Raw genomic sequence first — 24,036 nt, 5'->3', positions numbered from 1 at the left:
GGTACCCGGACATCGGGTCGGCAATCTCCGCGCACCACTCGGGCCGATAGGGTTGCCGAGTGGATGAAGCGATACGGGGACTGCGGGCGGTGCGACACTTCCGGGCGGATCCCGTATCGGTCCCCGTGGTCGAACGCATTGTCGACACGGCCCGGTGGACCGGCTCCGCGCGCAATCGGCAGCCCTGGCGCTTCGTCGCCGTCACCGATTCGGCGGCGCGGGGTGAGCTGTCCCGGCTCGGCGGCTATGCCGTCCATCTCGCCGCGGCGCCCCTGGTACTGGTCCTGGCCTCGCAGGACAACGGCTTCGCCGACACCGAGTTCGATATGGGCCGGCTGACCCAGTCACTGTGTCTGGCCGCCGCCGAACAGGGGCTCGGCAGTTGCCCGACCACGTTGTATCCCGCCGAGAATGTTTCTCGCGCAGCCGAATTGCTTCAGCTCGCGCCGGGTTGGCTGCCGCGGCACGCCATCGCGCTCGGGTACCCGCATCCGCTGCCGGCCGGTGCGCCGAATGCGATTCCGAATGGCAGGCTCCCGGTCGGTGAGCTGCTGACCTGGATGTAGTGGTCGACGCATGCGGCGAACGGTTCGAATTGATCACCGCTCCATGGCGGTTCGCGGGTTTCGGTGTCCCACGACATGGAGCCGCGCCGCCCGGAAGCAGGGCGGCGCGGCGATCGGGATGGTCAGCGGCGATCGGGATGGTCAGGCTGCGGCGGCGAGTTCGGGCCGCTGGTCCGCGGTGGCCTGAGGGCGAGGCTCGGTGTGCAGTCGAATTACCTGCTCCGGGTGGTGGCGCGGCCACATCCGCAGGGCGACCGTGATTCCCACGGTGGCGAACACCGCCAGCGTCACCCAGGTGGTGGTGAATCCGGTCGTGGTGGTGAGCCATCCGGTGACCGGGTAGGTGAGTAGCCAGGCCAGGTGCGAGAGCGAGAACTGGGCGGCGAAGACGGCGGGGCGGTCGGCGGGTTGCGAGGAGCTGCGCAGCACCTGGCCGGTCGGGGTCAGGATCGCGGCGGTACCCGCGCCGACCGTCGCCCACACCGCGATGGCCGCGCCCCACCGCCAGTCACCCGAGCCGGCCAGCGACAGGGCGATGGCCGCGCCGAGACCGGCCAGCAGGATGGCCGCGCCCGTGAGCATGACCGGGCGAGCGCCGATGCGGTCGAGCACCCGGGGGAGTGACAGGGCCACGAGCATGGTGCCGAATCCATTGGCCGCCAGCAGCATTGCCACGCCGGTCTGAGTGCCGCCGAGGGTGTCGCGGACATAGTTGACCGTGTTGACCATGATGATCGAGCCCGCGGCGGCCACCACCAGGTTCAGGCCGAGCAGCCCGCGCAGACGCGGCGTCGCGGCGAAGATTCGCAGGCCCGCCGTGATCCGGTCCCGGAACGAGTCTCCGCTGGTGGCCGTCACGTTCGGGATCCTGGTCGCGATGACCAGTGCGGCCGAGACGGCGAATCCGATTGCGGTGCCGACGAACAGCCAGTGGAAGCTCATCACCGTCAGCGCGGCGGCGGCGAGCATCGGGCTGAGCAGGGTCTCCATGGTGGCGGCCAGCTGCGCGGCCGAGAGCGCCCGGGTGTATTCCCGCTCATCGGGCAGGATGTCGGGGATGACCGCCTGATAGGTGGGTGTGTATGCGGCGGAAGCGGTTTGGAGGACCGCGATGAGCACGTAGATCTGCCAGATCTGGTCGATGAACGGCAGTGCGAGGACGACGGCGGCGCGCGTGAGGTGCAGGGCCGTCAGGAAGGCCCGGCGGGGAAAGCGATCTGCATATGCGGCCACGATCGGCGCGACTGTGACGTAGACGAGCATCTTGATGGTGAGCGCGGTGCCGAGGACCGCGGCGGCATCACCGCCGGCGAGGTCGTAGGCGAGCAATCCCAGTGCGACGGTGGTCAATCCGGTACCGAAGAGGCCGGAGACCTGGGCGGTGAACAGTCGCAGGTAGGCGCGGTTGCGGAGGAGCGAGGTGAGCATGGGCGCGGAACGCATCGGAATCACTTCCTGGAGACGGGCTGGGGCGGGTCGCGGGGGCGGGGACAGTCGCATTCGCACATCTCGTGGCTCCTCGGTGGGTGGGTGGTTCGACATGGGAGAAGTTAATACCCCTAGGGGGTATATGCAAGCGTGTGCGCTGTGATGCGGGCCACCGCGTGTCAGGTTCGTGGCGGATACCCCCAGGGGGTGGTGGGCCGGGTCGGGCTATGCTGGCTGACGTGGCTGATCAGCGTGTTGCGCCGCGAGTGACCGGATGCGTCCGGCTGCTCGGAGTGCTGGCGCTCCTGCTCGGTATCGCCGCCATGCATGCGGGTGTGTTCTCGGCACACCACAGCACGCCGGGTTCCGAGATGTCCCCGGCGACGATGGTGATGCCCTCCGCCCCGCACCCGGGACACGACGCGGGAATGCACGGCGACAAGCCCGGCGGGCGCGGGCTCACCCACACCTGCGAATTCTTCGTCCTCTCCGCGGTGACGGTCGTGATCGGCCTCGTGCTGCTGCACTGGGCCGGAGACCGGCCCCGTGACGCCCGCCCACCGAACTTCCCGACCCTGCGAATCCATCGAGCCCGTCCACCGACCTGGACGGTCCTCACCCTGGCCGAACTGTCGATTCTGCGGATCTGACAGGTCCGCCGCGCCTACCGGTCGCGGCCGACCTCGTGATCCCGGCCACCGCCGACAGTGGCGCGGCGTGCCCCACAATCGACCAACCAGGGAGAAGTCATGTCCTCCAATCGATTTCCACTCGCGTCGCCACTGAACCGCCGCGGATTCCTAGCGCTCGGAGCGGGTGCCGCAGCGGCCGCGACACTGGCCGCGTGCACGAAGAACACGACAGCCACGCCCAGCCTCGTGCAGCCCGATTCCGAGGCGGTCCGGGCCGCGGAGGCCGCGCGTCGCACGGCCGGCGCCACCGTCCGCGACGTGACACTGCGCGCCGAGCCGACCACCGTCGACCTTGGTGGCGTACAGGCGCCGACCTGGGCCTTCGGGGGCATGGTGCCCGGCCCGGAAATCCGCATCGCCAAAGGTGAGGTGGTGCGCGCCAACGTCATCAACGCGCTCCCGGCGCCGACCACGGTGCACTGGCACGGCATCGCGCTACGCAACGATATGGACGGCGTCCCCGACGTCACCCAAGCGCCGATCGCGGCCGGAGGCAGCTTCGGTTACGAGTTCACCACGCCGGACTCCGGCACCTACTTCTTCCACCCGCACGTCGGGGTGCAGCTCGACCGGGGCCTGTACGCGCCGCTCATCGTCGAGGATCCGGCCGACGGCCGCGACTACGACACCGAAGCCGTTGTGGTGCTCGACGATTGGCTCGACGGCGTCGACGGGCGTGACCCCGACAAGGAGTTGCAGGCCCTGCGGGACAAGGGCATGGCGGGCATGGCCATGGGTGGGATGCCGGGCATGAACCACGACGGCATGACCATGGGCTCGGGCGGAATGTCCATGCCCGCCGACCCGAACGCCCCGCTCGGCTCCGACGCCGGCGACGTCACCTACCCGTACTTCCTGATCAACGGCCGCCTGGGCAGCGACCCCGCCGTCGTCACCGCGCGACCGGGGCAGCGCATCCGGCTGCGGATCATCAATGCCGCCGCGGACACGGCATTCCGGGTCGCCCTCGGCGGACATCAGCTGCGGGTCACCCACACCGACGGCTTCCCGGTGCAGCCGATCACCACCTCCAGCCTGCTCATCAGCATGGGCGAACGCTACGACGTCATCGTCGAACTGGCGGACGGCGTCTTCCCGTTGGTCGCCGCGGCGGAAGGCAAGACGGGCCGCGGCTTCGCGCTGATCCGCACCGGCGGCGGCACCCCGCCCGCGGCCGACGTGCAACCGGCCGAACTCGCGGTGGCGCCGCTGACGGCCGATCGGCTCACCGCCGCGGAACAGGTTCGCCTGCAGGCGAAGCGGCCCGATCAGACCCTCGACGTCACCCTCGGCTCCGACGCGAAGAAATACGTCTGGACCATCAACGGCAAGGCCTACCCCGACCACGCTGCTCTCAATGTCAGCCAGGGGCAACGGATCCGCCTGCGCTTCCGCAACCAGTCCATGATGTACCACCCCATGCACCTGCATGGCCACACCTTCCAGCTCGTCGATCGGGCCGGATCCGGGCCGCGCAAGGACACCTCCATCGTGCTGCCCATGCAGACGGTCGAAGTCGACCTCGACGCCGACAACCCCGGCCAGTGGATGCTGCACTGCCACAACGCCTACCACGGAGAAGCGGGCATGATGAGCATCCTGTCCTACGTGCGCTGAGCCCGCCACCCCGCCGCGGGTAGGTTCATCCGCATGGCCCGTACGACACCGTCCCAGCCCGAGGAAACGGACGCGGAGCCCGGTACTCCGGGGCCCGCGGGCTACCGGCGATCCACGGGTTCGGCCCGCGGTGCGGCCCGGCGCGACGACCTGCTCGACCGCGTCACCGACGACCTCGCGGCCAACGGCCTGGTGGATTTCTCGCTGCGGCGGGCGGCTCGGGCGGCCGGCACCACCCACAAGGTGCTGCTCTATCACTTCGACGGTGTCGACGACCTGCTCGCACAGGCGATCGTGCGATTGCGGGACAGGCGGATCGGCGCCGCCTTCGCGATACTCGACCGGCAGCAACCCACGCTGTCGGCGCGGGTGCGGGCGCTGTGGCCAGTGCTCGTCGACGCGGAAACCGGGCTGCGGGTGCTCGATCAGGCCATCGGGCTGGCGATGTACGACCCGCAGCGGCATGCCGCACTGGGCCGGGAGGCCTCGAAACAGTATCTGCCGCTATTGCTTTCGCTGTGCCCGGTGGCCTGGCCGGAGCGCCGGAAGCGGGAGGTGGCCGAGCTGATCCTGGCGGCCCTGCGTGGCTTCCTGATCGACTGGCTGACCAGCGGGGATACCGCCGGCGCCGAGGCCGGGCTCGAGGCGCTGTCCCGCGCCCTGGACCGGGAAGAAGCGGCTGTCGAATAGCTCTGTCCCGCACGATATTACAGCGGGGGTCCGCGTCATTGACATGAAGTGAACCAAGTGGTTCACTTCATGGTGTCAAAGGACCACCGAAAGGCCGGTGTGCGAATGTCCATCGAACGTCGGAAGTGTCGCTTCACCAGCGGCAGTGACGAATGCGCGGCCTGGCACTATCCAGGAACCAACGGCGCCTGCGTGATCATGGCCGGAGCCATCGCGGTCACCAAGGAAGCCGGCACCGACCGGTTCGCCCAACGATTCCATCAGGCCGGATTCACCGTCCTCGCCTTCGACTATCGGCACCTCGGAGAGAGCGGCGGCCTGCCCCGCCAGGTCGTCCGCATCCGCGAGCAACTCGACGACTGGCGGGCCGCCATCGAATTCGCCTCGGCCCTACCGGAAGTCGACCCGGCCAAGCTCGCTCTCTGGGGCCACTCGCTGTCCGGCGGCCACGTCCTGAATATCGCGGCGCATCATCCCGGCGTGGCTGCCGCGATCGCCCAATCGCCTCACGCCGATGGACCCGCGATCTCCCGCAACGCATCTCGCCACCAGAAGCCCCTCGCCCTGCTGCGCTTCACCGGCCGCGCCCTCCTCGACGTCGCCGCCGGTCTGGCCGGCAGGCCACCCGTGCTGATTCCCCTGGTCGGCGACCCGGGAACCGTCGCGGCCCTCACCACACCGGACGCCCCGGACATGTCGTATGCCCTCGATCCCGACGGCAAATACTCGACCTGGCAACAGTCCGTAGCCGCCCGCTCGGCCCTCCGCACCGCCCTCTACCGCCCCGGCCGCCACGCCTCCCGCATCCACAGCCCCCTCCTCGTCATCGCCTGCGACCAGGACCGATCCGCCCTCACCGCCCCCGCACTCCGCGTCGCCGCCCAAGCCCCGCAATCGGAGCTCGTCCGCGTACCCGGCGGGCACTACGCGACTTATCTGGGAGCGCACGAACAGACCGTCGAAGCAGAACTGTCCTTCCTGCACCGACATCTCTTCACCCCCCGTCCCACCGGTGATGTCATCGCCAGCCAGCCCGAGGCCGGTCCCCACCCTTGACCAGTCTCGAATTCCACTGTCACCAAACCGATTTTGCACAAACAATCCGCTCCGAACGTTCCTCCGTGCCAAGCATGACCATCGCCCTGGTCACAGTCGCAGCGAACAGTTCACCCTCTCCACGCTCGATCATCCGCTCGGCCGCACCATCGATCTCCCGCGCCGCAGCCACGAGCCCCGTGCAGAGTGCCGATGCGAACTGGTCGGTATACGCCCCACCTCCCGCGACGGAGCAGCGCCTCCTACCAGGTGGTCCGACGGTGCGGGTGCTTCAGCCGCCGATGTGTGTATGACGTGGGATTTGGCTGGTACGTAGAGGAGTCACGACGCGCTGACCTTGACGTTCGGCCGGTTGGTGGCGTATCGAATGGGGTAGAGCTACCTATGTAAGCGGTACGACGACGCGTGGAGAGGCGGTCCAGGTGTCGATGCGTCCTTCGTTGCCGACTCGGCTCTGGCGGGTGCGGCCATGGAACCGGAATCCGCTGCTGCGTGTCTCGGACCGGGCCGAGGTGGTGCTGCGCGCGGTGGCCGTGGTGGTCGTGGCCGCGGCGGTGCCGGTGGCTGGGGCGGTGGGGAGCGTGAGTTATACCGGTGCGCAGGAGCGGATCGCGGCGCAGGACGCGGGGAAGGTCAGGGTGACGGCCATCGAGACCGCGGATGCCGTGCGGATGCCGGATTCGGATCATTACGCGGGCAATCAGGCGCGGTATCAGGCGCCCGTGCAGTGGAACAGTGACGGCAAGACCGAGACCGCCACCGTGGACGTGCCCGGACCGCAGGTCGCGGGGGCCACGGTGACGGTGTGGATCAAGAACGGGCAGCCGACGCGGGCGCCGGCGCGGCCGGGAGCCGCGGCCGCCGAGGGGATCGGGACCGGGCTCGCCGTGCTGGTCGAGACGTGGTGTGCGGCCGCCGCGACCGTGTGGTTCACGGGCACGGTGTTCGATGCCAGACGGTATGCGCGCTGGGAGCGTGAGTGGCGTGGCATCAATCGGCCGATCGGGAAGGACACCCTGTAGCGGGGTGGGATCGGCTGCGCCGGTTCAGTATTCGCCGTTGATCAGGTTCTGCGGCGGCTCGCCCGCCAGGTAGCGTGCGATCTCCGAGGTGGCGATGGCCCAGCCGCGCTGCAGATTTCCGCTACTGCTGCCGCCGACGTGCGGGGTGAGCAGCAGGCCCGGTGCGTCCCACAGTGGGTGGTCGGCGGGCAGCGGTTCCGGGTCGGTGACGTCGAGGATGGCGCGTAGCCGGCCGGATTGCAGTTCGGCCAGCAGGTCGTCGGTGCGCACCACCGGGCCGCGGGCGGCATTGACGAGAATCGCGCGGTCGGGCATGCGGGCCAGGAACGCCGCATCGACCATGCCGATGGTGGCCGAGGTGACCGGAACCATGAGCACGACCGCGTCGAAATGCGGGAGCAGATCGGGGATTTCGCCGACGCCGTGCACGCCCTCCCGGGCCTGCGTACCGACCAGTTCGACTGTGGTGTCGAAGGGCAGCAGCATGCGCCGCAATTCCGTCGCCAGATCACCCGCACCGATGATCAGGATTCGCTTGCCGTGCAAGGTATCCGTGCGGTGCTGGATCCAGCGGTGCTCGCGCTGGGCCACGGCGAATTCGATGAATTCCCGGTAGATCGTGAGCAATCCGGTGATCGTCCACTCGGCGGTGCTCGCCCCGTGCGCACCGCGGCCGGTCGAGATCATCACCCGATCCGGCAGCGCGCCCACCCAGGCCTCGGCCCCCGCGGTCAGCAGTTGCACCAGCCGCAGCTTCGGCAGCGACCGCGCCAGCGCCATGCTCTCCGGCCGGTTGGCCAGGAAGGCGGGCACCAGTACCTCCGCCGCATCGGCCCCGGCGGGCAGCGGCTCGCCGAGGGTGTAGCGCACCGGCCGCACCCCCTCGAGCCGGGAGACCGCCGCGAAACCATGGTCATCGGGAACCAGCACCGTCACCGTCATGTCAGCGACGCTAGCCGACCGGGCGAACTCCGGTCGGCGCGGTCGGTCGCGATCAGTATCGGGGATGGGCGAGGTAGCGGGCAGGTGCGCCCAGCAGCCAGCGGATCAGGGCCGCGGTCAGCACGATGATGCCGAGGGCGGTGAGGGCCGGGGTGGCGATGAGCCAGCCCGCGTCGAGCAACGCGAGGCCGAGCACGGCGAGCATTCGATTGTCCTCTGCGGACCGGAGTCCTATTCGGCGGCGGATTCGGTTTTCGCGGGTGTCCCCGAACCGTTGAGGAAGCGGTTGACCGACCAATTCGGCTTCGCGAATACACGTTTCGGCGTCTTCTCGGCCATGGGAACCAGCGGCTTCCGGGGCTGCTCCACGTTACGCGCCGCCGTGGCCGCCGGAGCGGGTTTCGTGAGTTCCTTTCGTGCCGCAGCCATCTCGCGTCGCGACTGGCGCAGCTCGCGCCGCGCGACCGTGCCACGTCGCGACGTGGTCCAGATTCCGGCCAGCGTGAGGATGAATCCCGCCGTGCCGACCGCGCCGATCAGGATTCCGTAGGCGAACAGCAGCCCGGCGGATCCGTGATAGGTGTGGTCGAAAACGGTGAAGCCATTGGGAAGCGTATGTGCGCCACCGCTGTTGGCCTGGATCCCGGCCACACCCACGGTCACAGCACCCAGCAGAGCGATGAGTCCGATGATTGTGAACATAGTGGGGCAATGCCCGTTCATTGGCTGGTCAAACCCCGGACCGGTGGGTTGTCCGGCGAGTCGGGCTCGCGGAGTCTGCGACGCCGATCCGTTCCTCTGCGCCAATTGCGGTGGCGCGTTGCGAGCACCCTTGTCGGGTCGTGGTCAGTTGGTGTGGCGGCTGAGGACTTCGTAGGCGCGCAGGGCGTCCTCGGGGAACACCAGGATGTGTCGGCGGTGCAGTCGGTGGTGGTGCCATCGAAGGGTCCGGTGGGTGGGATCGGTCGCGGTGGTGGTTTGTACTCCGTGGGCGTACAACAGGTTTCGTGTGGCCTGGGCGGCTTGGTCGTCGAAGACGGTTGCCGCGGCGACCAGTAGCCCGTAGGCGTCCGGTTGTGGCCGGGTGAGCAGTGCGCCGGTGTGCCGGTGCGGGAATCTCATGTCGGCTCACGGCCATCCGGTGTCGTGTCTGTCGGCTCACGGCCATCCGGTGTCGTGTCCGCGGACTGTTCGAGCCCCGTGATGCGCTGCTGGTAGGTCCGTAGGACTGTCAGCTGGGCCGATTCGGCGGTGTGGTCGGCGTGGCGGAGGGCCGTGACCTGGTCGGGCGGGTCGGCGAGGAAGAAGCTGCCGCTGCCGGGTTTGCCGGCGATCCCGAGTCGGTTCATCTTCTTCGGCACCGGTGCGCCCTGGTAGTCCAGTGGGACCGGGTGGCCGTGGTCGTCGACGGGGCCGAGTGCCTGGTGGAGTTCGATGTATTCGCCGTGGGGGAGGCGACGAATTACGCCGGTTTCGATGCCGTGCTCGAGTACGGTCCGGTCGGCTCGCTGCAATCCGACGCAGAGCCGGTAGGCGATGAAGTAGGCCAGCGGCGGCAGGAGCAGGATGCCGATGCGTCCCGCCCAGGTCGTTGCGTTGAGGGAGATGTGGAAGATGTAGGCGATGATGTCGTTGGCGCCCATCAGGGTCAGGATCACATAGAAGGTGATGGACATGGCGCCGATGCCGGTGCGCACCGGCACGTCCCGGGGACGTTGCAGCAGGTTGTGGCGGGCGGTGTCGCCGGTGAGCCGTTTCTCGATCCACGGATAGACGATCAGCACCGTGAAGACCAGGCCCATGATCAGGGCGACCCAGAATGCGGCGGGGATGGTGTAGCGGCCCAGATACAGTTCCCACGGTGGCATGGTGCGGGCCAGGCCCTCGGTCCACATCATGTAGAAGTCCGGTTGCGATCCCGCCGACACCTGGGAGGGGTTGTAGGGGCCGAGGTTCCAGATCGGGTTGATCTGCAGCAGGCCGCCCATGAGCGCCAGTGCGGCCAGGGTGAACGCGAAGAACGCGCCTTGGTCCAGGGAGAAGACAGGCACGATCCGAGTGCCGATGACGTTGCGTTCCGTCCGTGCCGGACCGGGGTATTGCGTGTGCTTCTGGTACCAGACCAGGGCGATGTGGGCGGCGATCAGGGCGAGCATGATGCCGGGGATCAGCAGCACGTGGGTGATGAACATACGGGGCACGATGATGTTGCCGGGGAAGTCGCCGCCGAAGAGCAGCCAGTGCATCCAGGTGCCGACGACGGGCAGGCCCATCGTGATGCCGCCGAAGGCCAGCCGCAGCCCGGTGCCCGAGAGCAGATCGTCGGGCAGCGAATAGCCGAAGAAGCCCTCGAACATGGACAGGATCAGCAGGATGGAGCCGATGACCCAGTTGGCTTCGCGTGGTTTGCGGAACCCGCCGGTGAAGAAGACCCGGAACAGGTGCACGATCATCGAGGCGACGAACAGCAGTGCGGCCCAGTGGTGGACCTGACGGATGAACAGGCCGCCGCGGACTTCGAAGGAGATGTTCAGGGTGGATTCGTAGGCCCGTGACATCGTCACTCCGCGCAGCGGCTGATAGGTGCCGTTGTAGACCACGTCGGTCATCGACGGATCGAAGTACAGCGTCAGATACACGCCGGTCAGCAGCAGAATGATGAAGCTGTAGAGCGCGATCTCACCGAGCAGGAACGACCAGTGCGTGGGGAAGACCTTGTTGATCGACCGTTTGATGAACGCAGCGGCGCGATAGCGCTCGTCGGCCGCGTTGGCCTGGGCGGCGAGGGCGGATCGGATCCGTGCCATGACCGGTCTCCTTCGGCATGCCGGGTCGCGTCGGCCCGGCAGAGCGTCATCACGCCTTGTCGAATCTGGTCTACGCCGCGAAGATGAAGCATCCATGAAGATCAACTCGCTGCGTTCCGAGGGCGCGGTTCGGGTGTGGTCATGAACGGGATGGACTCTCACGTCAGGGTTGCCCGGCATTGCCGGTGCCGAGAATGTGGGCGGGAGGCTGATCCATATGCGCGTGCTGGTGGTCGAGGAAGAACCGAAAATGGCACGGCTGCTGCGCCGGAGCCTGACCGAAGAGGGCTACGCCGTCGATGTCGCGGCGGACGGACCCGATGGCTACGGTGCGGCCGCCAGCCGCGCCTACGACGCGGTCGTGCTGGATGTGATGCTGCCCGGATTCTCCGGGCTCGAGGTGTGCCGGCGATTGCGGAACGAGGGCGTCTGGGTGCCGGTGCTGATGCTGACCGCGCGCGGCGCGGTGCGCGACCGAATCACCGGCCTCGATGACGGTGCCGACGACTTCCTCACCGAGCCGTTTCATCTCGACGAGCTGTTCGCCCGGTTGCGTGCCCTGATCCGCCGCGGCCCGGTCCCGCGGCCGACCGTGCTGCGGGTCGGCGATCTCCGCATCGATACCGCGGCGCGGAGATGCTGGCGCGGTGACGATGAAATTGTGCTCACTGCAAAGGAATACGCCCTGTTGGAGATGTTCGCGCGGCAGCCCGGCGCGGTGCTGACCCGGGAACTGCTCACCGAGCACTGCTGGGATTTCGCGTACGAATCGCACTCCAATGTCGTGGACGTCCACATCCGCGGCTTACGAGACAAGATCGACCGCCCGTTCGGCGTGATATCGCTCGAGACCGTGCGCGGCGCGGGCTATCGGCTGCGCGGCGACGGCGGCCGGATAGAAAGTCCCACAGCATGATTCGCCGCCGGCCCATCCGCATCGGAGGATCGCGAAGGCCACCACATATTTCGGTGATGCCACTGCGTGACGTGCTCGGGTGAGCCCGGAGACCACCTGAAAAAGCAAACCGGTCGGTATTATTTGAACTACTGTCAAACCACTGCGTTCGAGTTCGCGAGAGGACCGTCGATGGCAGTGAGACGGAAGTGACCGGGCTGCCGCGCTACGCGCCGATGCTGGCCACGGCCGGCGCGGTTCCCCACGACGATGCGACATGGAACTACGAAGTCAAGTTCGACGGCATCCGCGCCATCTGCTACGTCAGCGATGGTTTGCGGCTGATGTCCCGCAACGACAAGAACATCACCGCGGCCTGGCCGGAACTCGCCGCGCTCGGACCCTCGAGCCCCGCCTTCGTCCTGGACGGCGAAATCGTCGCGCTCGGCGAGGATGGACGCTCCTCCTTCGAAGCTCTTCAGCCGCGGATGCATCAGCGCAACCCCGCCATGATTCGATCCCTGGCCACTACGACCCCGGCCACCTACATGATCTTCGACCTGCTCCACGTCGGCGATCGTTCGCTGATCGACCTGCCCTACCGGCAGCGGCGGGACCTACTCGAACAACTCGACCTACGCGGACCGCACTGGCGGACACCACCCCGTCTGAAGGGGCCCGGCGAGGCGGTGCTCGACGAATCGCGACGCCTGCGGCTGGAAGGCATCGTCTGCAAACGCCTCGACGGTCCCTACCTGCCCGGGCGGCGCAGCCCGCTCTGGATCAAGGTCAAGAACGTCCGTGATCAGGAAGTCGTCATCGTCGGCTGGCGCCCGGGCGCCGGGCAGCGAGCGGGGCACATCGGCTCACTACTGATGGCAGTTCACGACGACACGGGCGAACTCGCCTACATCGGTAACGTCGGCACGGGCTTCACCCAGGCTACGCTCGACGACCTGAGTGCGAAACTCCAACCGCTGCAACGCAACACGCCATCAGTCGAGGCTCCCGTGCCCGACGCCGTTTGGGTCGAACCCGAACTCGTCGGCGAGGTGACCTTCACCGGTTGGACCAGCGACGCCCGACTCAGGCATCCGTCGTGGCGTGGATTGCGATTCGACAAGAACCCACGCGAAGTCCGCCGAGAGCCGTAACGCCGCGCGGAGGGTCAGCGCGGCGCGCCCGGGCGCAGGGCTCCCGGCAAGGCGGCGAACCCGAGCGCGGACCTCGGTTCCTAGGTGGCGCGCCACAATCCGCCGTGCAGAGCCTGGTCGCCGAACAGCGCTTCCGGGTGCGCCCGCGGCGATGGTGGCCGGTGGGGCGCGCGGCATCGGCCAGGATCCGGGTCAGCGTCGGGCGGCCGCAACCGGGCTGGTCGATCTGGCGACGCTGGGCCCGCTACCGTTGCTCGCGTATCCCGACGAGGGCCGAGCCTTACCTCGACCGCGACCGGCGCATCGACGAAACCGCCGCCATGCTCTACCTCCACCGCACCGACGATCTGATCGTGGCCTGGTGGCTGCTCACCTACCGCCGGAACAGCGAATCGGGCATCGGCCCATAATGCCCGGAGTCTTCATTTCGATTCGCGCGGACGGTATTTCGAGCCGTTCGGACGATGCAGAACACCGGTCATCAGTGTCGCCAGGGATTCCTCGAGCGCGGTGCACACGTCGATGCGAAGTGCGGCCAGTCCGGGGTCGGCATCGTAGGCCGCCACCGTGCTCGCCGACGGCCGGGCATGGGCGTACAGCCCCGCGACCATTGCCACGCCCATCAAACAGATCGTCAATGCCTTGTCGCCGAGCTCCGGCACCACCTGGCGGACCCGGTCGGCGAGGATGGTGAGGTTCTCGAGGGTGGAGCGCTTGTACCGGACGACCACGTCGACCGACACATTGTGCTCGAGCACGCCCGCCTGGGCGCTCACCAGATCCGAGAACGCGGTGTGGTCCTGCAGCGAACAACTCAGGACAGCCGCGAGTCGATCGATCCGTTCCTCCACCGGCGAGTGCGGATCGATGGCGTCCGGCAATTCGTCCGCCAACTCGGCCAGCCACTGGCGGAATCCCCGGTCGAGCAGTTCGAGCAGAATCTCCTCGCGAGATTCGAAGTAGCGCAACACATTCGACTTCGCCAACCCGACGCGGCGGCTGAGCGCGTTGAGGGTCAGATCGGCGACAGGCATGTCATCGAGCATGGCCGCGGCGGTATCCAGAATCGTGCTGCGGCGCACCTCCCGCTGCTCCGGGGTGCGCGCTCTCTGGAATCCCACGCACCGATGGTACCGACCAGCGGCTCATTGACTAGAGACCGGCGGTCTCTTATTGTTGGTCCATCCCGGTTAAGAGACCGGTGGTCCTTAATGTTGATTCATTCCCCCAGCGGAGGAACCATGGCGCACAAGTGGACCGAGAACGATGTCCCCGAACAGCAGGACCGGCTTGCGGTCGTCACCGGAGCCAATACCGGACTGGGCTTCGAGACCGCCCGCGTGCTGGCGGCGCACGGAGCGTCGGTGGTGCTGGCGGTCCGTGACGTCGAGAAGGGTAAACAGGCCGTTGCCCGGATCGCCGAGATCGTGCCCGGCGCGCGCCTGAGCGTGCTCGCCCTCGACCTGGCCTCGCTCGAATCGGTCCGCGTGGCCGCCGCCGAGCTGCGCGCCGCGCATCCGAGGGTCGATCTCCTGATCAACAATGCCGGCCTGATGTACCCGCCACGGCAGAACACGGCCGACGGATTCGAGCTGCAATTCGGCACCAATCATCTCGGGCACTTCGCCCTGACCGGACTGGTCCTCGATCTGTTGCTGAAGACCCCGAACTCCCGGGTGGTCACGGTGGCAAGCCTCGCGCACCGCTTCCGCGGCAAGATCCATTTCGACGACCTGCAGTGGGAGCAGTCCTACGACCGGGTCGCGGCCTACGGCCAGTCCAAGCTGGCGAACCTGATGTTCACCTACGAACTGCAGCGCCGACTGACCGCGCACGGCGCCAACACAATTGCGGTCGCCGCACATCCGGGCGGTTCGAACACGGAACTGATGCGCAACTCCCCGGCCGTCATTCGGTGGCTCGCGCCGGCGGTGGCCCCGCTGGTCACGCAGAGCCCGGCGAAGGGCGCCCTGCCCACACTGCGTGCCGCGACCGATCCGGGTGTGCTCGGGGGTCAGTACTACGGCCCCGATGGCCTGGGAGAGGTCCGGGGACATCCGCGAATCGTGCCCTCCAGCAACCGATCTCACGATCTGGCCGCGCAGCAGCGGCTGTGGGCCGTCTCCGAGCAGCTGACCGGCGTCACCTTCGAGGTCTGACCGCCGACCAAAGCAAATGTCGGGCTGACATGGACCGCCGGGTTCGAGCCGGCGGCCATGCGCCGCAACCCGCCCGATCCCGAACCGTCCGATATCGAGAAACCTCTTTCGACCTCCGATATACGCACTGCTTACATTTATGTGCGGACGCTAACGCCCCGATGGAATGTAAGCGATGTAAACACTTGTTAAATTGGTTCCATGGCAACGTCGAACGCGCCGTATCACCACGGCGATCTGCCCAGCGCGCTGGTGCGCGCGGCTGTGGAACTCCTCGAGGAAGGCGGAGCGGGCGAGCTTTCGCTCCGTGCCGCCGCGCGGCGGGCGGGCGTGTCGACCGCCGCGCCGTACCGTCACTTCGCCGATCGCGATGCCTTGTTGTCCGCTGTCGCCGCCGTGGGTTATCGCGAGCTCACCGCGCAACTGGTCGCGGCGTCCGCCGCACCGGCCAATGCCGCGGACCTCGCCGAGATCGCGGTCGCCTATGTGCGGTTCGCCCTGACGCGGCCCGGGCTCTTCCGGGTGATGTTCTCCGAGCCGTGCGATCCCACCAGCCCGGAACGGGTGGCGGCTACCACCGCGATCCACGAGTACGTGAAATCGATTGTGCGGCAGATCTTTCCCACGGCCAGCGAAGAAGATCTCGCGACGGCGCTGTGGGCGTTGGTCCACGGCTTGGCCTTCTTGTACCTGCACGGCAAGTTCGAGGCCGATTCCGTCGAAAGCCGCGTCCGGAGCGCCGTTTTCGCGGCGCTCGACGCGTCGGTCACGTCCAACGAGCCCTCGGGCGCCTGATCCGGGCCGCGGGTATGCCGAGGTGATCGGCTCGCGGCCTCGACGTCCGCGGGCGTCGAGACCGGCAGCGCGAGCAGGGCCGGGGTCAGCCAGCGGGCAGGCCCGAGGTACGGGCCGGGGCGGATCTGACGGCGTGGTCGATGGACATTGCGGGTCCGGATTCAGTGCAATGCCGCGCGCAGGGTGTCCTGCGCCAGCTTGATCGCGGCGTTCGCCGCCCGGGTCGAGCGCAGCGCGTTCAGCATCACGAAGTCGTGGATGATGCCGCCGAACCGCACCTGGGTGACCGGCACACCGGCCTCGCGGAGTTTGGCCGCGTAGGCCTCACCCTCGTCGCGCAGCACATCGGCTTCGCCGGTGATCACCAACGCCGGTGGGAGGCCGCGGAGCTGCTCGATCGACGCGCGCAGCGGGGACGCGTGGATCTCGTCACGCTGTGCGTCGTTCTCGGTGTACTGGTCCCAGAACCACTTCATGCCCTCGCGGGCGAGGAAGTAGTGCTCGGCGAACTGGTGATAGGACGCGGTGTCGAAGTTCGCGTCGGTGACCGGATAGAACAGCACCTGCTGCTGGATCCGCACGTCGCCGCGCTCCTTGGCCATCAGCGTGAGTACGGCGGTCATATTGCCGCCCACCGAATCGCCGGCGGCCGCGAATCGCGAAGCGTCGAGCCCCTTTTCGGCGCCGTGAGCGAACACCCACTGCGCGGCGGCATAGTTCTGCTCGATCGCGGTCGGATACTTGGCTTCCGGCGACAGGTCGTACTCGGGAAACACCACGGCGGCGTCGGCGCCGACCGCGAGTTCGCGGACCAGCCGATCGTGGGTGTGCGCGTTGCCGAAAACCCAACCGGCGCCGTGGATGTAGAAGACGACCGGCAGCGTGCCGGTCGCGCCCGCGGGTTTGACGATGCGGACCTTCACCGACCCGGTCGGTCCTCCGCCTTCGACCGTGATCCACTCCTCGTCGATCGCGGGCTCGTCGATCTCCCCGGACTGAACCTCGTCCACCGCCTTGCGACCCTCGGCCGGCGGTAGCTGGAACAGAAACGGCGGGGTGTCGGTGGCTTTCGCGAACTCGACCGCCTCGGGTTCGAGCACCGGCTTGATTTCCGTCATCGCACTCTCCTTCTGGTCTGGTGTTCTCGGGTTCCGGACGCACCGCGGTCCGGGACGGTCAGCGCCGGGTCGGGACCGAGGTCGGGACCGGCATGTGCAGGGCGAGTTGCCCTTCGGTGATCACATCGAGTCGAACGGTCTTGATCGGTGCGAGCGATCGCAGGTCCTCGGACAGGCGACCGCGGCCCAAGGTCAGGTCGACATTGCGGGGCAGGCTCACGCTGCCGGCCGACAGCACATTGGTCTGGCTGAGCGTCGCATGCCACGCACCGGCGATCGATGTGTACGAGGTGAGTGTCGAAACACGCTCTCCGCTGCGGTATTCGGTCTGGGCGGGCGTGGCGACCGAGAGCGACAGGTCGGTGTCGCCGCTGTCGTCGGCGACCCGTGCCGTGATGCGGCTGGCATCGATGTCGACGTCGATGTCGGTGACCCACTTGGGAAATCCGTAGCCGTCGTGCCCTCGGACCTGAGCGATATGGGTGCTCACCGGCAGCGACAGCACATACGAATCGAGGTGATCGTTGTCGAGCCCGGCGAGCAGGTCGGCGAATCCGAGCCGGCCGTGCCGGGCCGGCCGGACGGCGACCCCGACGGCGGCTTCGGTGTAGAAGTCGATGTCGCACACGTCGTATCGGAAGAACATGACCGAGACCAGGCCGATCCCGGGCGCGACCTCCAGCGGCGCCAGCTCCTGCGGTAGGCGGGAAAGGATCGCGCGCGACCGGGCGAGCATGGTCAACCGGGCACTCGACATCCGGTAGTAGAAGTTCGGGGTGAACGTCTCGCCGATCCGGGAGTCGACCTTGACCTTGGGTAGCTGCCGGAAGAAATCCACACCGCTCACCCGGGGATCCCGCGCCACTTCGTCCAGGTCGGTGTCCATCCGGAACCGGTCGTAGAGGCCGCCTCCGGGCACGGTGACCAGGTGGCCACCCAGATCGACCTCGACGGTGCTGAGTTGAGTCGGTGACATCGGTGTTCTTCTCTCGCTCGCTGGTGTGGGCGGAGCCGACGCCAACCGGGAATGTTAGCAGCGTCAACATTGTGGTTCGAGAATTCCGGCCGTTCTCGGCATGGCCGGTCGCCGTCCCGTGTCCATGACGGGACGACTCCTCGACGTGCCACGCCCCGGCGGCATGTCACGGCCGAAATCTCTTCGGGTGCAACGGGTATCGGCCCGTCATGAGCTCATCTCGAAGACTGCGTCGCACCGATGTCGGCGACGAGACGCTGTGCCAGATCGGCCGAAGACTGCGGGTTCTGGCCCGTGTACAGATTCCCGTCGACCACGACGTACGGCCGTAGCGGCAGCCTTGCCTTGGAGTAGTCGACGCCCACCTCCTCGAGCTTGTCTTCGAGCAACCAGGGGGCTTTCCGGGCGAAACGGTTGAGCAGTTCCTCCCGGTTGGACAATCCGGTCATCCGGCGGCCGGCGAAGGGTGATGTTCCGTCCGGCGCGGTCACGGCGAGTATGGCTTCACAGCAGTGCCAGGCGGCGACCGGATGTGAGCCGATGACTCAGCAGCGCGCCCGAGGTCTTGTCGTAGGCGAGGTCCTCCATCGGCCCGTGCCCGCCCGGGTAGAACACGAGGTCGAAGTCGTCCGCATCGACGGCATCGAGGGGTTCCGGCGTGGCCAGGACATCCGCGATGCTGTCGAGGTAGCGCTCCACTTCGCGGCGCTTCCACGGCATCCCACCGGCTATTCCGACGCTGAGCCGATCGAGCGTCGGAGCCTTGCCGCCCGGCGTCGCGACGGTGATGTCCCATCCGGCCTCGCTGAAGGTCCGGTGCGGAACTGCCACCTCCTCCGCCCAGTACCCCGACGGATGTGGCGTTCCGTCGTTCAATGTCCACCGGTCGGCTGCCGTGATAACGAACAGAACCTTCGTCACGCTCGTTCCTCCTGATGCGTTGTTCTGCAGACGGATAGGGCACTCGCGGCCGGGTTGGGGCGAGATCGGGAAAGCGTCGATCAACTCGGCATGAACCGCCGAAGCGACGAATGCCGCCACCTAATGTATTCACCGCTTACATTAGCGGCACCGTTGCCAGCCGTCAACGGTGTTGACGGTGCTCACATGGCAGTTCGGTGTCATGTCGACATCGCACGCCGACGACGCCGGATGTGCGGCGCTGGTGGCCGGACCGAGGACCGCTCGACGCGACCGAACTCACCGCTGATCTCACGCGCCGGTCACGGGGCCCGGTGACGCAGATAATGCCCGACAGCCGTGTCGTCCGATGCGACGGCCTTGACGATCGCCGCCGCACCCACGATCACCACCGACATCACGAAAAGCCAACTGACAGAGGTGAAAGCAAGCCCCCACGGCCCGAAGTGCCGCTGGGCTTGGGCCGTTATCCGTGGCAGCACGATACGAGCGACCATGTGCACCGCGGTCAGCCCGATCGCGGTCAGGACGCCGGTCGTCCACAGCACCCGCTGGGTCAGCGCGCCCTTGGTGAGCAGGAACGGCGCGAACGCCCACACCAGCGTCCACACCGCGACCTCACCGAGCAGCGCGAGCGGCTGCCCCGCGACCCGAATCCGGGTCAGATAGCGGGTCTGCTCGACGAGTGCAGTCGACAATGCCACCGCGAGCAACGCGGTCAACCACCGCCAGGCATCCCGCGGCCCCATCGACGGCACCCGCCACACCGCCCCGTAGACACGGCCGAGCGCCCGAGCGAACGAGGTGCCACTGAGGATGATCATCAGCAGCCCGACCACACCGAACGCGGCCAGTGACCGATCCGATGACGTGGCCGCATCCCCGGCATGCAAGACGGCGGGGTCGAAGCCGAACTGATCGCGAATGGTGTCGGTGGTCGGTTGCCAGCCGCTGAACGCGGACGCGGCGATGATCACCGGAAGCACCGAGGTGAAGATCTGCGCTGCCAACGCCAGTGCTCGATCGACGAGCTCGATCTCGACGAGGGTTTGGGCGACGAGCCATGAGGTCCGGCCGACAGGTGTGGCGCGTAACCAGCGAATAGCGGCCCTGGCGCGTGCGGCGGATGTCTGCCGAGCCGCCGACAGTCGGGACTTCACGGAACGCGCGATGGGTCGATGGGCGACTGCCGCACGGGCGAGGTCACGAATACCTCCCTCAGCTCGACTTTCGACCGGTGATCCGAGGCTCCGATCCATCAAACCAAGAACTGGTGTCCGTACTGCCGCTCTGCGAGCAGCGAGTCCGCATCGCCGTGTGCATCAGCGAGGGCGGTACCACCGCCGCGCCGACACGGTGCCGTACCGCCGGCAATGCCTGGACTGAACCATGAGATGCGGCAAGGCAATTGGCGTAATCGCAAGCGATCGACCACAATTGACGGAATGGGTGGGGTTGGGGCGCGAAAGCTACGCGAGCTCTCGGCTGCCGAGTCACTGAAACGGCTGGCCGGCGCGCAATTCGGGCGAATTGTGTACTCGCGCCGTGGACTTCCGATCATTCGACCGGTCAATCACATCGTCGAAGAGGATGCGGTGGTGGTGCGGGCGCAGCTGGGCGCCAGCCTGCTACGGGGTGACGGCCAGGTGGTGGCGTACGAGGCCGACTCGTTCGACGAGCACACCCGGCAGGGCTGGAGCGTGATCGTCACCGGGGTCGCGCGGGTGGTGATGGATCCCGAGCAGGTACAGCGCTATGAGACCCTGCTGGACCCCTGGATCAACCTGCCGACGGATCATGTCATCCGCATCGAGGCCGAGGTCGTCACCGGTCTCGAGCTGATCGACGAGGGCAGCTGACCGCACGCCACGTGTGACGGTGACTGTGACCCCGCATACCACTCCGGTAGCGTGACACGCCGTTGGACCGAGCCCGGCAAACCGCCGGCAGGCTCGGCGCGGCCGGTGGCTCCCGATCACGAACGGCGGGTCCGGTCGCACGCACGCGAGAGGAACCGCATTTGACAGCCTCGGAAAGGCAGCTACCGGACGTCGGTGCCGCACCAACGGACGACGAGGGGTATTCCCGCGGCCTGTCGCCGCGCACCATTCAGATGATCGCCATCGGCGGCGCGATCGGCACCGGCCTGTTCTACGGCGCGGGCGGCGCGATCGAGAAGGCCGGCCCGGCGCTCATCCTGTGCTATCTGGCCGCCGGCCTGGCCATCTTCGTGATCATGCGGGCCCTGGGTGAACTGCTCACCTACCGGCCCGTCACCGGCAGCTTCGCCGAATACGCCAATGAGTTCCTGGGCCGTTTCGCGGGTTTCGCCACCGGCTGGACCTACTGGGCGGTCTGGGTGGCCACCTGCATGGCCGAGATCACCGTGGCCGGCAAGTACGTGCAGTACTGGTTCGACATCCCGCAGTGGGTGACCGCGCTGGTGGTGCTGGGCGTCATGTTCATCGCCAACCTGGTGTCGGTGCGGCTGTTCGGCGAGGGCGAGTTCTGGTTCTCCGCCATCAAGGTGACCGCCATCGTGGCCATGATCGTGATCGGCGTCGGCGTGCTGATCTTCCACTTCGGCCACGCCACCAACCCGACCGTCACCAACCTGTGGAACGACGGCGGCGTGTTCCCCAACGGTTTCGGGCAGGCGCTGCTGGCCCTGCAGATCGTGGTATTCGCCTATGTCGGTGTGGAATTGGTGGGCGTCACCGCGGGTGAGGCGCGCGACCCCAAGCGCACGCTGCGCAAGGCGATCAACAGCCTGCCGCTGCGCATCGGCCTGTTCTATGTCGGCGCGCTCGTGGTCATCATGTCGGTGTCGAGCTGGCGCACCTTCCACGCGGGCCGCAGCCCGTTCGTGGAGATCTTCGAGCAGATCGGTATCCCGGGCGCGGCCGGCATCATCAATTTCGTGCTGCTGACCGCTGCGCTGTCGTCCTGCAACTCCGGCATCTACTCCACCGGACGCATGCTGCGCAGCCTGTCTCAGCGCGAGGAGGCCCCGGCCGCCCTGGGCTCGCTGAGCGGCCGATCGGTGCCCGCGGTCGGTATCGCGGTCTCGGCGGCGGTCATGGTGATCGGCGTGGCCGTGAACTACTTCTCGCCCGACAAGGCCTTCGGCTACATCACGTCGGTGTCCACCATGGGCATCATCTTCGTGTGGGGCGTGATCCTGGTCTGCCACCTGCTCTACCGCCTCCGCGTCAAGCAGGGGGTGCTGCCGGGCAGCGACTACCGCCTGCCGGGCGCACCCCTCACCACGGTGCTCGCCCTGGCCTTCCTGGCCCTGGTCGTCGTCCTGCTGTTCTTCACCGAGGACGGCCGCAGCGCCCTGGTGGTCGGCCTGGTGTGGGGCGTCCTGGTCTGCGCCGGCTACCCCCTGCTCTCCCGCAAACACTCGGGGAGCGCTGCATGAACAGCTAGTCTTGGTGGGCATGACGCACGCTCGAGATCGTCGGGGGAGGCAATCGGCTGCGTATGACCCCGCCACGGTGCCGCTACGGCCGACGAGACCCGGTCGGTCGGCGAGACCGAGCCGGTCCAGACCCCGCCCGCCCGCCGCCCGCCGCCCTCGTGAACGCCCCGAGCGAACACGCAGGGCGCTGGCGGCCGGGCGGGTGGCAATGGCCCTGCTGGCGGTCGCGGCGCTGACCGCCACCGGCGCGGCCTGGCGCAGATACCATCAGGAATTGAGCGGGCTGACCATCTCCGGTGTCACTCCGGACGGCCCCAAATCCACAGGCAAGACCCAGAACATCCTCGTCATGGGCCTGGACAGCCGCCTCGACGAGCACGGCAATCCACTGCCCCAGGACATGTACGACGCGCTCCACGCGGGGGACGACAGCGAGGGCGGCTTCAATGCGAATGTGCTGATCCTGGTGCACATTCCGGGCGACGGCTCCAAATCCACCGCCATCTCCATTCCCCGCGACGACTACGTCACCCTCGATCCCGCGTCCTGCGCCACCTCCCCGTGCAAGGGAAAGATCAAGCAGGCCTACGGTTTCGCCTATGCGCGGGCCAAGGACAAGCTCACCGCCGCCGGGGTCAAGGATCCACTCGAACTCGATCAGAAATCCCGTGACGCGGGCCGCCTGGCCGAGAGCAATACGGTCGGCAAGTTCCTCGGCAATGTGCCCGTCGACCATTTCGTCGAGATCACCCTGGCCGCCTTCTTCCAGATCGCCGAGGCCGAACAGCCGATCACCGTGTGCCTCAACGAGGACACCTCCGACGGCTACTCGGGCGCCAACTTCAAGAAGGGCAAGCAGCAGATCGATGCCGCGCAGGCCATGGCCTTCGTGCGCCAGCGTCGCGACCCGGATCAGCCGCTGTTCACCGACCTGGACCGCACCCGCCGCCAGCAGGCCTTCATCGTGTCCCTGGCCCGGCAGCTACAGGACGGCGGCACCCTCGGCAGCCCCGGCAAGTTGCGCGCATTGCTGGATATCGCCAAGCAGAACACCGCCATCGACAGCGGCCTGGACCCACTGTCGTTCGCGCAGCGCGCCTCCGCGCTGCTCGACAACGGGCTGTCGCTGTACACGCTGCCGGTCAAGGACTTCGGCACCGACGACGCGGGGGAGTCGATCAATATCGTCGACCCGGACGAGATCAAGGGCATCGTGCGAAACCTGCTGTCCCCGGGCGCTTCCGGCACCACCACGACCACCACGCCCGCGCCCGCCACCACCGCCATCCCGGATGCCACCGGCATCGTGCTGAACGTCGTCAACAGCTCCGGCGAGAACGGCCTGGCCGCCAAGGTCGAACAAGCGCTGGCCACCCGGGGTTTCACGCAGGGCACCGCGACCACCGGCGCGGCCGGCGACACCACCACGCTCACCTACGGCGCGGGCGCCGAATCCGCCGCCACCGCCCTCGCGGCCCAACTCGGGCTCACCGCCACCGGATCGGCGGCCGTGGAAGCCCGGGCCGTCGAGCTCACCCTCGGCAGCGACGCCCGCGGCGGACCCCTCGCGAATGTGCCGGTCGACCAGGCCGATCCGACCACCTCGGCCACGCGCACCAGGACCCCGGCCACCTCCACCACCCCGCCCGTCCCGGTCTCGGCCACCGCCCCCGGCGTCAACGCGCCCGAGGCGACCGATCTGTCGCAGATGGATACCGGCGGCATTCCCTGTGTGAGGTAACCGAATTCGAGCATGCGCCGGGCACGGCGGGCG

The 24,036-nt window shown here is 67.7% G+C and carries 24 protein-coding genes and 1 pseudogene; 14 read left to right on the top strand and 11 right to left on the bottom strand.

Annotation, left to right across the window (positions count from 1 at the left end):
• Nucleotides 1-59: 59 nt before the first annotated feature.
• Nucleotides 60-566, top strand: coding sequence for a nitroreductase family protein (locus ACQP1O_RS27685; protein WP_433561368.1), 507 nt, complete (start codon nucleotides 60-62; stop codon nucleotides 564-566).
• A gap of 141 nt (nucleotides 567-707) precedes the next feature.
• On the opposite strand, the gene ACQP1O_RS27680 is transcribed toward ACQP1O_RS27685, so the two are convergent.
• Nucleotides 708-2,009, bottom strand: coding sequence for an MFS transporter (locus ACQP1O_RS27680; protein ID WP_433561367.1), 1,302 nt, complete (start codon nucleotides 2,007-2,009; stop codon nucleotides 708-710).
• A 224-nt stretch (nucleotides 2,010-2,233) separates the two neighbouring features.
• Between ACQP1O_RS27680 and ACQP1O_RS27675 the strand changes: the two genes are divergently transcribed.
• From ACQP1O_RS27675 to ACQP1O_RS27655, 5 genes are all read left to right on the top strand, one after another.
• Nucleotides 2,234-2,644 carry a DUF6153 family protein gene (locus ACQP1O_RS27675; protein WP_433561366.1) on the top strand — a complete coding sequence of 137 codons (411 nt, stop codon included), beginning with the start codon at nucleotides 2,234-2,236 and terminating at the stop codon, nucleotides 2,642-2,644.
• Nucleotides 2,645-2,743: 99 nt separating this feature from the next.
• Entirely contained in the window at nucleotides 2,744-4,303 is a 1,560-nt protein-coding gene (locus ACQP1O_RS27670) for a multicopper oxidase family protein (protein WP_433561365.1), read from the top strand.
• Nucleotides 4,304-4,336: 33 nt separating this feature from the next.
• Nucleotides 4,337-4,993: a TetR/AcrR family transcriptional regulator gene (locus tag ACQP1O_RS27665; RefSeq protein ID WP_433561364.1), complete on the top strand. Its 657-nt coding sequence runs from the start codon at nucleotides 4,337-4,339 to the stop codon at nucleotides 4,991-4,993.
• A gap of 105 nt (nucleotides 4,994-5,098) precedes the next feature.
• Nucleotides 5,099-6,049: an alpha/beta hydrolase gene (locus tag ACQP1O_RS27660; protein WP_433561363.1), complete on the top strand. Its 951-nt coding sequence runs from the start codon at nucleotides 5,099-5,101 to the stop codon at nucleotides 6,047-6,049.
• A gap of 428 nt (nucleotides 6,050-6,477) precedes the next feature.
• Nucleotides 6,478-7,071: an Rv1733c family protein gene (locus ACQP1O_RS27655; RefSeq protein WP_433561362.1), complete on the top strand. Its 594-nt coding sequence runs from the start codon at nucleotides 6,478-6,480 to the stop codon at nucleotides 7,069-7,071.
• Nucleotides 7,072-7,095: 24 nt separating this feature from the next.
• Here the strand turns inward: ACQP1O_RS27655 and ACQP1O_RS27650 are convergent, their stop codons facing one another.
• The 5 genes from ACQP1O_RS27650 to qcrB form a co-directional block, all read right to left on the bottom strand.
• Entirely contained in the window at nucleotides 7,096-8,013 is a 918-nt protein-coding gene (locus ACQP1O_RS27650) for a 2-hydroxyacid dehydrogenase (protein ID WP_433561361.1), read from the bottom strand.
• Nucleotides 8,014-8,065: 52 nt separating this feature from the next.
• The gene (locus tag ACQP1O_RS27645; RefSeq protein WP_433561360.1) at nucleotides 8,066-8,218 is read right to left on the bottom strand and encodes a hypothetical protein; all 153 of its coding nucleotides are present in this window, start codon (nucleotides 8,216-8,218) and stop codon (nucleotides 8,066-8,068) included.
• A 26-nt stretch (nucleotides 8,219-8,244) separates the two neighbouring features.
• Nucleotides 8,245-8,715, bottom strand: coding sequence for a hypothetical protein (locus ACQP1O_RS27640; RefSeq protein ID WP_433561359.1), 471 nt, complete (start codon nucleotides 8,713-8,715; stop codon nucleotides 8,245-8,247).
• A gap of 144 nt (nucleotides 8,716-8,859) precedes the next feature.
• Complete coding sequence (locus tag ACQP1O_RS27635; protein ID WP_433561358.1) at nucleotides 8,860-9,135, bottom strand: hypothetical protein; 276 nt, start codon at nucleotides 9,133-9,135, stop codon at nucleotides 8,860-8,862.
• Entirely contained in the window at nucleotides 9,132-10,820 is a 1,689-nt protein-coding gene (qcrB, locus tag ACQP1O_RS27630) for a cytochrome bc1 complex cytochrome b subunit (protein WP_433561357.1), read from the bottom strand. The genes ACQP1O_RS27635 and qcrB overlap by 4 nt, the downstream gene beginning before the upstream one ends.
• Nucleotides 10,821-11,037: 217 nt before the next feature.
• On the opposite strand from qcrB, the gene ACQP1O_RS27625 reads away from it, so the two are divergent.
• The 3 genes from ACQP1O_RS27625 to ACQP1O_RS27615 all read left to right on the top strand — a co-directional run bounded on the left by ACQP1O_RS27625 (nucleotide 11,038) and on the right by ACQP1O_RS27615 (nucleotide 13,279).
• Nucleotides 11,038-11,736 (top strand): response regulator transcription factor, encoded by a 699-nt coding sequence (locus ACQP1O_RS27625; RefSeq protein ID WP_433561356.1) that lies wholly within the window; start codon nucleotides 11,038-11,040, stop codon nucleotides 11,734-11,736.
• Nucleotides 11,737-11,924: 188 nt separating this feature from the next.
• On the top strand, nucleotides 11,925-12,869 hold the full coding sequence (gene ligD, locus ACQP1O_RS27620; protein WP_433561355.1) for a non-homologous end-joining DNA ligase: 945 nt from the start codon (nucleotides 11,925-11,927) through the stop codon (nucleotides 12,867-12,869).
• A gap of 104 nt (nucleotides 12,870-12,973) precedes the next feature.
• On the top strand, nucleotides 12,974-13,279 hold the full coding sequence (locus tag ACQP1O_RS27615) for a hypothetical protein (RefSeq protein ID WP_433561354.1): 306 nt from the start codon (nucleotides 12,974-12,976) through the stop codon (nucleotides 13,277-13,279).
• A 12-nt stretch (nucleotides 13,280-13,291) separates the two neighbouring features.
• Here ACQP1O_RS27615 and ACQP1O_RS27610 read toward each other — a convergent pair whose 3' ends face one another.
• Nucleotides 13,292-13,990 carry a TetR family transcriptional regulator gene (locus ACQP1O_RS27610; RefSeq protein WP_433561353.1) on the bottom strand — a complete coding sequence of 233 codons (699 nt, stop codon included), beginning with the start codon at nucleotides 13,988-13,990 and terminating at the stop codon, nucleotides 13,292-13,294.
• Between the two features lie 120 nt (nucleotides 13,991-14,110).
• Here ACQP1O_RS27610 and ACQP1O_RS27605 point away from each other — a divergent pair, with 120 nt between their 5' ends.
• A complete protein-coding gene (locus ACQP1O_RS27605; protein ID WP_433561352.1) occupies nucleotides 14,111-15,028 on the top strand; it encodes an SDR family NAD(P)-dependent oxidoreductase in 918 nt (305 codons plus the stop codon).
• Nucleotides 15,029-15,229: 201 nt separating this feature from the next.
• Complete coding sequence (locus ACQP1O_RS27600) at nucleotides 15,230-15,823, top strand: TetR/AcrR family transcriptional regulator (RefSeq protein WP_433561351.1); 594 nt, start codon at nucleotides 15,230-15,232, stop codon at nucleotides 15,821-15,823.
• A gap of 161 nt (nucleotides 15,824-15,984) precedes the next feature.
• On the opposite strand, the gene ACQP1O_RS27595 is transcribed toward ACQP1O_RS27600, so the two are convergent.
• The 4 genes and pseudogenes from ACQP1O_RS27595 to ACQP1O_RS27580 form a co-directional block, all read right to left on the bottom strand.
• Nucleotides 15,985-16,941, bottom strand: coding sequence for an alpha/beta hydrolase (locus ACQP1O_RS27595; RefSeq protein WP_433561350.1), 957 nt, complete (start codon nucleotides 16,939-16,941; stop codon nucleotides 15,985-15,987).
• Between the two features lie 58 nt (nucleotides 16,942-16,999).
• Nucleotides 17,000-17,917: an acetoacetate decarboxylase family protein gene (locus ACQP1O_RS27590; RefSeq protein ID WP_433561349.1), complete on the bottom strand. Its 918-nt coding sequence runs from the start codon at nucleotides 17,915-17,917 to the stop codon at nucleotides 17,000-17,002.
• Between the two features lie 215 nt (nucleotides 17,918-18,132).
• A pseudogene (locus ACQP1O_RS27585) lies at nucleotides 18,133-18,838 on the bottom strand (type 1 glutamine amidotransferase domain-containing protein).
• A gap of 302 nt (nucleotides 18,839-19,140) precedes the next feature.
• A complete protein-coding gene (locus tag ACQP1O_RS27580; protein WP_433561348.1) occupies nucleotides 19,141-19,998 on the bottom strand; it encodes a hypothetical protein in 858 nt (285 codons plus the stop codon).
• 285 nt (nucleotides 19,999-20,283) lie between these two features.
• Here ACQP1O_RS27580 and ACQP1O_RS27575 point away from each other — a divergent pair, with 285 nt between their 5' ends.
• From ACQP1O_RS27575 to ACQP1O_RS27565, 3 genes are all read left to right on the top strand, one after another.
• On the top strand, nucleotides 20,284-20,697 hold the full coding sequence (locus ACQP1O_RS27575; RefSeq protein ID WP_433561347.1) for a pyridoxamine 5'-phosphate oxidase family protein: 414 nt from the start codon (nucleotides 20,284-20,286) through the stop codon (nucleotides 20,695-20,697).
• A gap of 161 nt (nucleotides 20,698-20,858) precedes the next feature.
• Nucleotides 20,859-22,262 (top strand): amino acid permease, encoded by a 1,404-nt coding sequence (locus tag ACQP1O_RS27570; protein ID WP_433561346.1) that lies wholly within the window; start codon nucleotides 20,859-20,861, stop codon nucleotides 22,260-22,262.
• A gap of 208 nt (nucleotides 22,263-22,470) precedes the next feature.
• Nucleotides 22,471-24,003: an LCP family protein gene (locus ACQP1O_RS27565; RefSeq protein ID WP_433561345.1), complete on the top strand. Its 1,533-nt coding sequence runs from the start codon at nucleotides 22,471-22,473 to the stop codon at nucleotides 24,001-24,003.
• The last annotated feature ends 33 nt before the right edge of the window (nucleotides 24,004-24,036 follow it).

The organism is Nocardia sp. CA-151230 (genome assembly GCF_050942175.1).
In the GTDB taxonomy this organism is placed as follows: Bacteria; Actinomycetota; Actinomycetes; order Mycobacteriales; family Mycobacteriaceae; genus Nocardia.
Note: the sequence above shows the minus strand (reverse complement) of the source record. Positions and strands in the feature narration are given on the sequence as shown.